This window comes from Aliibacillus thermotolerans (genome assembly GCF_027853235.1).
Classification (GTDB): domain Bacteria; phylum Bacillota; class Bacilli; order Bacillales; family Marinococcaceae; genus Aliibacillus; species Aliibacillus thermotolerans.
This window is the reverse complement of record NZ_WKJG01000063.1, coordinates 1-7925: the sequence shown is the minus strand read 5'-3', so window position 1 is coordinate 7925 and position 7925 is coordinate 1. Positions and strand designations below refer to the sequence as shown.

At 38.7% G+C, this 7925-nt stretch carries 12 protein-coding genes and 1 rRNA gene; 5 read left to right on the top strand and 8 right to left on the bottom strand.

Annotated features, from left to right (window positions below; translation table 11 throughout):
* Both GJS40_RS10810 and GJS40_RS10805 read right to left on the bottom strand, forming a co-directional pair.
* Positions 1 to 371 (bottom strand): 16S ribosomal RNA (locus GJS40_RS10810); the annotation flags it as partial.
* Between the two features lie 281 nt (positions 372 to 652).
* Entirely contained in the window at positions 653 to 901 is a 249-nt protein-coding gene (locus tag GJS40_RS10805; RefSeq protein ID WP_270897873.1) for a hypothetical protein, read from the bottom strand.
* A 90-nt stretch (positions 902 to 991) separates the two neighbouring features.
* Here GJS40_RS10805 and pdaB point away from each other — a divergent pair, with 90 nt between their 5' ends.
* Positions 992 to 1753: a polysaccharide deacetylase family sporulation protein PdaB gene (gene pdaB / locus GJS40_RS10800; protein WP_270897872.1), complete on the top strand. Its 762-nt coding sequence runs from the start codon at positions 992 to 994 to the stop codon at positions 1751 to 1753.
* A gap of 15 nt (positions 1754 to 1768) precedes the next feature.
* On the opposite strand, the gene GJS40_RS10795 is transcribed toward pdaB, so the two are convergent.
* Complete coding sequence (locus GJS40_RS10795; protein WP_270897871.1) at positions 1769 to 2401, bottom strand: KinB-signaling pathway activation protein; 633 nt, start codon at positions 2399 to 2401, stop codon at positions 1769 to 1771.
* A gap of 202 nt (positions 2402 to 2603) precedes the next feature.
* Between GJS40_RS10795 and gerD the strand changes: the two genes are divergently transcribed.
* Entirely contained in the window at positions 2604 to 3227 is a 624-nt protein-coding gene (gene gerD / locus GJS40_RS10790) for a spore germination lipoprotein GerD (RefSeq protein ID WP_333723925.1), read from the top strand.
* A 44-nt stretch (positions 3228 to 3271) separates the two neighbouring features.
* Here the strand turns inward: gerD and GJS40_RS10785 are convergent, their stop codons facing one another.
* The 4 genes from GJS40_RS10785 to GJS40_RS10770 all read right to left on the bottom strand — a co-directional run bounded on the left by GJS40_RS10785 (position 3272) and on the right by GJS40_RS10770 (position 6378).
* Positions 3272 to 4336, bottom strand: coding sequence for an Mrp/NBP35 family ATP-binding protein (locus GJS40_RS10785; protein WP_270897869.1), 1065 nt, complete (start codon positions 4334 to 4336; stop codon positions 3272 to 3274).
* A gap of 83 nt (positions 4337 to 4419) precedes the next feature.
* Positions 4420 to 5136, bottom strand: a complete 717-nt coding sequence (gene cwlD / locus GJS40_RS10780) for an N-acetylmuramoyl-L-alanine amidase CwlD (RefSeq protein ID WP_270897868.1) — start codon at positions 5134 to 5136, stop codon at positions 4420 to 4422.
* A gap of 66 nt (positions 5137 to 5202) precedes the next feature.
* Positions 5203 to 5637: a DUF2521 family protein gene (locus tag GJS40_RS10775; RefSeq protein WP_270897867.1), complete on the bottom strand. Its 435-nt coding sequence runs from the start codon at positions 5635 to 5637 to the stop codon at positions 5203 to 5205.
* A 174-nt stretch (positions 5638 to 5811) separates the two neighbouring features.
* Entirely contained in the window at positions 5812 to 6378 is a 567-nt protein-coding gene (locus GJS40_RS10770; RefSeq protein ID WP_270897866.1) for an SDR family oxidoreductase, read from the bottom strand.
* On the opposite strand from GJS40_RS10770, the gene GJS40_RS10765 reads away from it, so the two are divergent.
* Both GJS40_RS10765 and GJS40_RS10760 read left to right on the top strand, forming a co-directional pair.
* Positions 6325 to 6522, top strand: a complete 198-nt coding sequence (locus GJS40_RS10765; RefSeq protein WP_270897865.1) for an aspartyl-phosphate phosphatase Spo0E family protein — start codon at positions 6325 to 6327, stop codon at positions 6520 to 6522. The two genes, GJS40_RS10770 and GJS40_RS10765, sit on opposite strands and share 54 nt — an antisense overlap.
* 39 nt (positions 6523 to 6561) lie before the next feature.
* Positions 6562 to 6717, top strand: coding sequence for a transposase (locus tag GJS40_RS10760; RefSeq protein ID WP_270897874.1), 156 nt, complete (start codon positions 6562 to 6564; stop codon positions 6715 to 6717).
* Between the two features lie 253 nt (positions 6718 to 6970).
* On the opposite strand, the gene GJS40_RS10755 is transcribed toward GJS40_RS10760, so the two are convergent.
* Entirely contained in the window at positions 6971 to 7534 is a 564-nt protein-coding gene (locus GJS40_RS10755) for a HEPN domain-containing protein (protein ID WP_270897864.1), read from the bottom strand.
* Between the two features lie 177 nt (positions 7535 to 7711).
* Between GJS40_RS10755 and GJS40_RS10750 the strand changes: the two genes are divergently transcribed.
* Positions 7712 to 7925 (top strand): transposase (locus GJS40_RS10750; protein WP_270897863.1); only part of this gene is annotated, 214 nt, incomplete at its 3' end.

The window sequence follows — 7925 nt, the reverse complement described above, 5'->3', positions numbered from 1 at the left end:
GCCTCCCGTAGGAGTCTGGACCGTGTCTCAGTTCCAGTGTGGCCGATCACCCTCTCAGGTCGGCTACGCATCGTTGCCTTGGTAAGCCGTTACCTCACCAACTAGCTAATGCGCCGCGGGCCCATCTCACAGCGAGAGAAATCCCCTCTTTTACGTCCATGCCATGCGGCATGGATGGTTATCCGGTATTAGCCCCGGTTTCCCGAGGTTATCCCAGACTGTAAGGCAGGTTGCCCACGTGTTACTCACCCGTCCGCCGCTCGATTCCCTATCGTCACCCCGAAGGGATCCAATAGGTGCACGCGCTCGACTTGCATGTATTAGGCACGCCGCCAGCGTTCGTCCTGAGCCAGGATCAAACTCTCCATGAAAGTTGATCTTGCTCTTTATTAAATTACTTCATTCCTCTAATGAAAAGAAGAAATTTACAGACGCTTGACTTTCATTCAATTTTCAAAGGACACTTTCTTTTGACTCACGATTTGTTATTATAGCAACTTCTCTTGAATAAGTCAATACCTTTCAAAGCATTTCAGTCACTCTCAAAAGGTGCACTATATAATCTATCACGTTATGGTATAAGAGTCAATAGTTTTTTTAACATTTTTTTAAGAGCTGGTGCATTCCTTTTTTACAGTGGGTTGATTACTTTTTACATCTTCTTTTTCATATTTCTTTTTTCTCTCATCTGATGAAAACTAAGGGCGTACTTTTTAAATTCCGCTTGAGACGATATGCGTCGATAAAGACTTAACACAAGTTGGTATTTTTCTTCCATCGTTTTTTTTACAGTGCCATCTATTCTCCTATCCTCATAATCAAGTAAAATTTCTTCTAACTCCCTTTTTAATATATGTTGTAATTCTTGTCGTTCTTTTTCGTTAATTAACAATCCTCGCATTCCTTTCCCTTCTTCCAATAAATGTTATATTCATTATCTTGTCCGCTCTTGCATAAGTTTATCCAAGGAAGAGAGAAAGGGGACGAAGCGATGTCAAAAAAAATTTGGATTATTTCTCATAAGCACTTAAAAATAGGTATTCTAACCGTTATTGCTTGTTGTATTCTTCTATTTAGTTTACTCGTCAGTCCTTCCTTTTTGACCGTCTTCTCTTCTAAAGAAGAACCGAGAGCCTTTTACCGCGCAGATATTGAAGAAAAAAAGGTGGCGTTGACTTTTAATATTAGTTGGGGAGAAGAGAGAGCCTTGCCGATTGTCGATATTCTGAGAGATAAAGAAGTGGAAGCTACTTTTTTTATCTCTGGTGCTTGGGCAGAACGTCATCCTGAAATTGTAGAAAAAATAGTGGAAAACGGACATACGCTTGGAAATCACGGGTTTCAACATAAAAAGTATACCGATATGGAAGAAGAAGAGATCATTCGGGACCTTCATTTAAGTCATAAAAAAATAAAAGACGTGACAGAACAAGATGTTACTTACTTCCGTCCACCATTTGGTGAATTAAATAAGGAAGTATTATCTATCGTTGAACGTTTCGGGTATTCGACCATTCATTGGAGTGTCGAAGGGAATGACTGGAATAATCCAGGGAAAGAACAAATCATTACGAGCATTACAGAGAAAATACAACCAGGTGATGTCATTTTACTGCACGCCTCAGATTCAGCGAAACAGACAGGAGATAGTTTACCCTCTTTAATTGATCGTATTCGCGAAAAAGGATATGAATTTGTATCGCTAGAGGAATTAATAACACAGGCAGAAACCGAAGTAAAAGAAATCAAATAGTAAAGAGCCGCTATATTAGTCGGCTCTTTTTGGCGTTGCTACTTTTGAGTGATTCGGTACACCTGTTAAGCGATGCATCGTCAACAATTGCCACGTATTTGAGGCAAGGAGAGGTGCAAGATAAATCCAAAGCCACTTGGAATCATTGACTGTCTCAAGACGAAGGGCAGGAATCCATTCGATGATCGTAATGACAAACATAAAAAATAATGCTGGAACAAATGCTTCTTTGTTCGTCTCTTGACGCTTTCTGTAAGCAACTAGAATGCAATAAAGCATGAGTAGAATCGGCATCATCATGTACCCGAAAATTGTTTCATCCTCCGAAGCAAATGCGATGTATCGGAAATAAATAAGGTCAAAGAAGACGAAAACAATAAGTACAACTTGAATTTTATTCCATAGCCTAATTGATTTAAACACGCCAAGGGCTAAACGATGAAAGATTAAGTATGCGAAATGACCCATTTGCGCAATTAAACTAATGGCAGCACTAATCCCTAACATCCAGAGCACTCCGAAGAAAAAGTTTCCTATCCCCCCGCTAAAATACGTACTCGGATCTAGAACGATCCCAACAATGGCACCCGCTAAAGCACCAATGATGAGCGTTGTCGTTAATAAATATACTAATTTTCTCGTATTCAAAACGAATCGCACTCCTCATTTAACTAAAAATATCCTTTCTTATGATGGATATAGATACCTGTCGTTGATTTTATCAATCCTTTCTAAAAAAAGCTACACAACTACTCGGTTGTGCATAAATTGTTCACACCTTCCCATACTAAATTTAGCTAAAAATCTTTTCGTTAGAAAAGAAAGGCGGTGATGGATAAAGATGCGTTTCATGAAAATTATTCTTGTTCTTTCTGCGTGTGGATTCATATTATGTGGTTGTGCGGCATTCCAAGAACAAGGACAACATGCAGATTATGAAGAAACTAAAAAGATGCTCGTCGATCTTTTGAAAACCGATGAAGGAAAAAAAGCAATTCAAGATATATTAAGTGAGGAAGAAACCATTGAAAAAATTGTTATTGATCAACCGACAGTGAAAGAGACAGTCGTAAAAACGCTCACTTCAGAAAAAGGAAAAAGCTTTTGGCAAGAGACGATGAAAGATCCGGAATACCAAAAGAAGTTTGCCGAAAGTATGCAAACTGAAAATGAAAAGCTGTTAAAAAATTTAATGAAAGACCCGGAATATCAAGGGATGTTAATTGATGTATTAAAAGATCCGGAGCTAGAAAAAACGATGCTCGATTTATTTAAAAGCAAAGAATATCGCGAGCAAGTAATGACGATTATGACAGAAGCCTTTGAAAGTCCACATTTTAAAGCAAAAATAAGCGAGTTGTTAGAAAATGTTGCAAAAAAACAAATGGAAAAAGAAGAGGATGGGGGAAAGGAAGAAGGAGAACAAGGAGGAGACCAAGGAAACCAGCAGGATCAAGGAGGAGGTTCTTCTTAAAGAAAATAGGAGTAGCACAGTCAAGCTGTGTTACCCCTATTTTTTTATTTCCCTACTTTTTCAATGAGACGTTTCGCAATCTGCATGTAAATTTTTCCGATTGGGTGGTCGGTATCATACATCGATGGCGCAAAGTCGTCTTCATCAATTTCTGGTTGGCCAAGGGGAATTCGTCCGAGCAATTCGGTTTTTAATTCTTCTGCTAAACGATCCCCGCCGCCTTGTCCAAATACAAATTCCTTTTCGCCTGTTAATTTACTTTCGAAATATGCCATATTTTCGATGACACCAAGGATTTCATGGTTCGTCTTAATCGCCATCGCACCCGCCCGAGCAGCAACAAAAGCTGCGGTTGCGTGAGGCGTAGTGACGATAATTTCTTTTGACTCCGGCAACATCGTGTGTAAGTCTAGAGCCACATCTCCCGTTCCCGGCGGCAAGTCGAGAATTAAATAATCTAATTCTCCCCATTCTACTTCATTAAAGAAATTGTTTAACATTTTTCCAAGCATCGGACCGCGCCAAATCACCGGGGCGTTATCTTCCACAAAAAAGCCCATAGAGATCACTTTTACACCGAATCGTTCTACTGGAAAAATCGTTTGTCCTTTTACGGTAGGACGTGTGTCAATCCCCATCATATCCGGTACACTAAAACCATAAATATCAGCATCAATCAGACCGACTTTCTTCCCTTCCCGTGCGAGTGCCGTTGCAAGGTTCACGGAGACGGTAGATTTTCCAACACCGCCTTTTCCGCTCGTAATTAAAATGAACTCAGTCTCTGAGTCTTTCGATAAAAGGGAAGGCCCTTTCTTTTCTTCTGTTCCTTCACTTCCACCGTGTTTTTTCACTTCTTCTTCCGTTAACTGGTCGAAACGAAGACCGACGGATTCCGCCCCGGCTCCTTTTACTGCTTGTACGACTTTTTGTTGCACGTGCATTTGCTCTGCCGTACCAGTTCGGGCGAGGGCAATTTTTAAACTCACATGTCCTTTCTCTTCTTTTATCTTTATTTCCCGAACGCCCCCTGTTTCCACGATACTTTTGTGCAGATCAGGGTCCTTTATATCTTTTAGTACGTTAAGAATTTTTTCTTCACTTAACAAAGTGGACACCATCCTTTAATCGACAAAAATTGTACCTAAAGTATAACATACTTCGACTTATACATCGTTTCAAACATTTCTGCTTATGAGGACGGAATTTTTTCACCGGAATAGTAACGAAGAATTCCTTCATAAATAGAGGCTGCCACTTTATTTTGATATGTTTCTGTTCCTAATAGTGCTGCTTCTTCTCGATTGGATAGAAATCCAGCTTCTACGAGCACACCTGGAATGTGCGCCGACTCCAGCACAAATACACTTTTGATTGGCTTTTCCTCACGCGTCGTATTCTCTAAATTGATTTTCAGTTGTTCTTGAATAAAATAAGCAATCATTTCGTTTTCCGGCACCCGCGGATGATAAAAGGTTTGGGCTCCGCTCCATCGAGTGGAGGCAATCGCATTTAAATGCAAACTAATAAACAAATCCGCTCCACTTTCATTAATCAATTCCACTCGTTTGTGTAAATCTTCTGTTTTGCGTCTGCTATACCCCCGAACATCATCTCCGGCTAAATCGTAATCCCCTTCTCGAGTGAGGAACACAATCGCTCCGGCTTCTTGTAAATATTCCCGTAACATGAAACTTATATCTAAAGCAACTTCTTTTTCTACTATCCCTTCCTTACTGGTTGCTCCTCCATCTACTCCACCATGACCAGGATCAATGATAATGATTTTACCAGATAGCGGTAAGTGCCATCTTGTTGAGGAATCTTTTGCAGTAAAATAAGATTGTATAAAGAAAATACCGATCGATAATACTATGAACACAATGGCAAAACCAAGCCATTTTTTCATGGCGCCCGCTCCTTTATCTTCAATTGCTTGTTCTATCCATATGAAGAAGCGGGCGTAAAGATGACTTTACAAGCGCAGTCGTTTCCTTTGTAATCCAGCCTGGAGACCTTCTTCCATCCATAATGTCATATACCATTCTACAGCTTCTTTTAATTCTTCATCCGTTGCACCAAAGCTCTTTGAAAAATGGGTCATATACGTATATAATTCACTTGCTAATAAACTTACTTCCACGACCGTGTGTAGCTTAAAACGGAAAGGAATTTCACCGTTTTGTTCATATTTACTGCACTTTCCACCAGCTATAAAAGCTTCCAAAGCAAATTCTAAACAAGCTTCTTCCAAAAATGAATCACAAAAAACAAAGTTGTTAAAAAGAGGTGCAAACATCATTTCTGCATTCGCCTTCAGTTCCTCCACTGGAACGGAAGTTAACAATCGTTTCTCTTCTTCCCACTGTTTCCGCAGTCGGTGTGGCTCAAGTGAAATAACAGTCCCCATTGTCTCTCCCCCCTCATGCATTAGTATGTGTCAGAGGCGTGTCACAACATGCAACCGTTCTTTGCCAATGAAATATCCACAGAAAACCGGTACATCAAACGTTTGTTTAAGGAAGACGATTCTTGGGGATAACTAAAAAAGCCGTCAGTCCACCGACCGACAGCTGGATATATGTTATAACGCTTTGACCGAAGCCCCATCTACAATGAGAGCTTGTCCTGTAATATACGTATTCGTAAATGATGCTAAAAAGGCCACTGCTTTGGCAAATTCTTCCGGCTCCCCTAACCGACCGAGCGGAATATCAGCAACAGATTCTTTTTCCACTTCTTCCATTGGTTTTCCTGTTTTTTGAGCAATGCTTATATTTAACTGAATCATGCGGTCTGTTGCAATTTTTCCAGGGCCAACCGTATTTACTAAAATATGATCTGCTGCAAATTCTTGTGCAATGCTTTTTGTGAAACCGAATACACCAGGGCGCATCGTATTGGAGAGAAGCAGGTTGTCTATGGACTGTTTGATGGACGACGAAGTAATATTGACAATTCGACCTGCACCTTGGTTTTTCATATATGGAATGACTTCTCTCGTTGTACGAACGACACTCATTAAATTTTGTTCAAAGGCGTGGTACCAATCGTCTTCTGTCATTTCTAAAAAGATACCTGCTGGAGGACATCCCGCATGGGTATTCGCTCTCGTAACCTTAGTAAAAAAGGAGTGTTTACACTGAGACATTTGGAATTGGAAATTGAAAAGTTAAGAACAGAGATGGAAAAAATGATTACAAAAAAAGGAGTGGGAGACCCGGACACGATTAAAATAAGTCAAAAACTCGATCAAGTGTTAAATAAATATGAGCTAGAAAAGCGAAAGAAATAATATACTGATGATGATTTTCTTCGATCAGAAGAACAAGAGATAGATCAAGACCATATCCATATTTTGATTCGCTATTCTCCAAAGTGGGGTGTGCTTGAGAATGTCAGGTTATTGAAACAACTTACTACTTACCGTATTTGGCAAAAACACAGCACATTCTTATCTCAACACTTTTGGAAAGAAAATCACCCCTAAATATATCGTCTAATTTTACTATCTTTGGTCTATTTCTCATCCCATGATACGTGTGAGGGAACTTTCTCATCGTCGTACTTTCGATATAGACTTGTTTTGTCTTTTGAAAAGTTCCTAAAGGAACTGTATATCGATTCGATTTATACCAAATAATATTGTCCTTCCGAACATCGAAGGATACTTCGATGAGTACTTTACCGAAAGCCTAATTTACAATCTGCTCATTTTCCCGATTAAGATATACTCCTACAATCTAATATGTTAATCTTTTTACTTCCGATAAAAAGTTATTTGCCTTTTTCAAACAATCTTTACATTCTATTTCATCAATTTTTGCTATATTATAGTCTGCTATCCACCTCTTTTGCTTAACAAACCTAAATGAGTCCAAATAATCTAGTCCTATTTTACCATTACTAACCAACGAGGATAATTTTCTCTCAAGTTGCTTATGACTTTCCTTAACATTTAAAGCATTTGGCTCCCAATCTGAAAGCATATTTTCACTTTCTAATAATGCTTTTAGTGAATGCATCATCGAATAATAAGATCTATTAACAGACTGGTTATATAAGTTCTGTTCATATAAAGCTTGTGCAGCTTTCAAATCGTCACCTGCGGTTTGTATTTCCATTATATAATTAACAACTGGTTTAACCAATGTTTGTTCTAATTGCATTGTTTGTAAATCCATATTTTTATGAAGGCTTTCCGCACCATTTACAATAGAATTTTTAATCATTTCCTTATCTTTCATATCCAACTCATCAGTTTCCAAAACGGCAAGCACTATTTCAATTAGCTCTTGTACCTGCAATCCTTTTAAATTATAGAAGCTATCATATATAAGTATGTATTTAACTTTTTCACTAGACTGAGAGTGTAAAATATTTTGTGTAAATAGAAATGCACTAAATAATGTTCATAGAAAAAGGAAGACCCTTTCTGTAGAATAAAGTTAGCCTACAAAATTCACAGAAAAGAGGTCTTCCCTATGAATCATCTTACTACAGATTTAATCGAAGCACTAGCACAAAAACAAAATATCGAAGAAGTTTTTCGTCATCATTTGGAAACAGCTATCAATCAGCTGTTGAAACATGAATTAACTGTCTTTTTAGACTATGAGCCTTATGATCGAGAAGGTTTTCATTCCGGCAATTCCCGTAATGGCTACTACGATCGTACCTTTAAAACCGAATACGGAG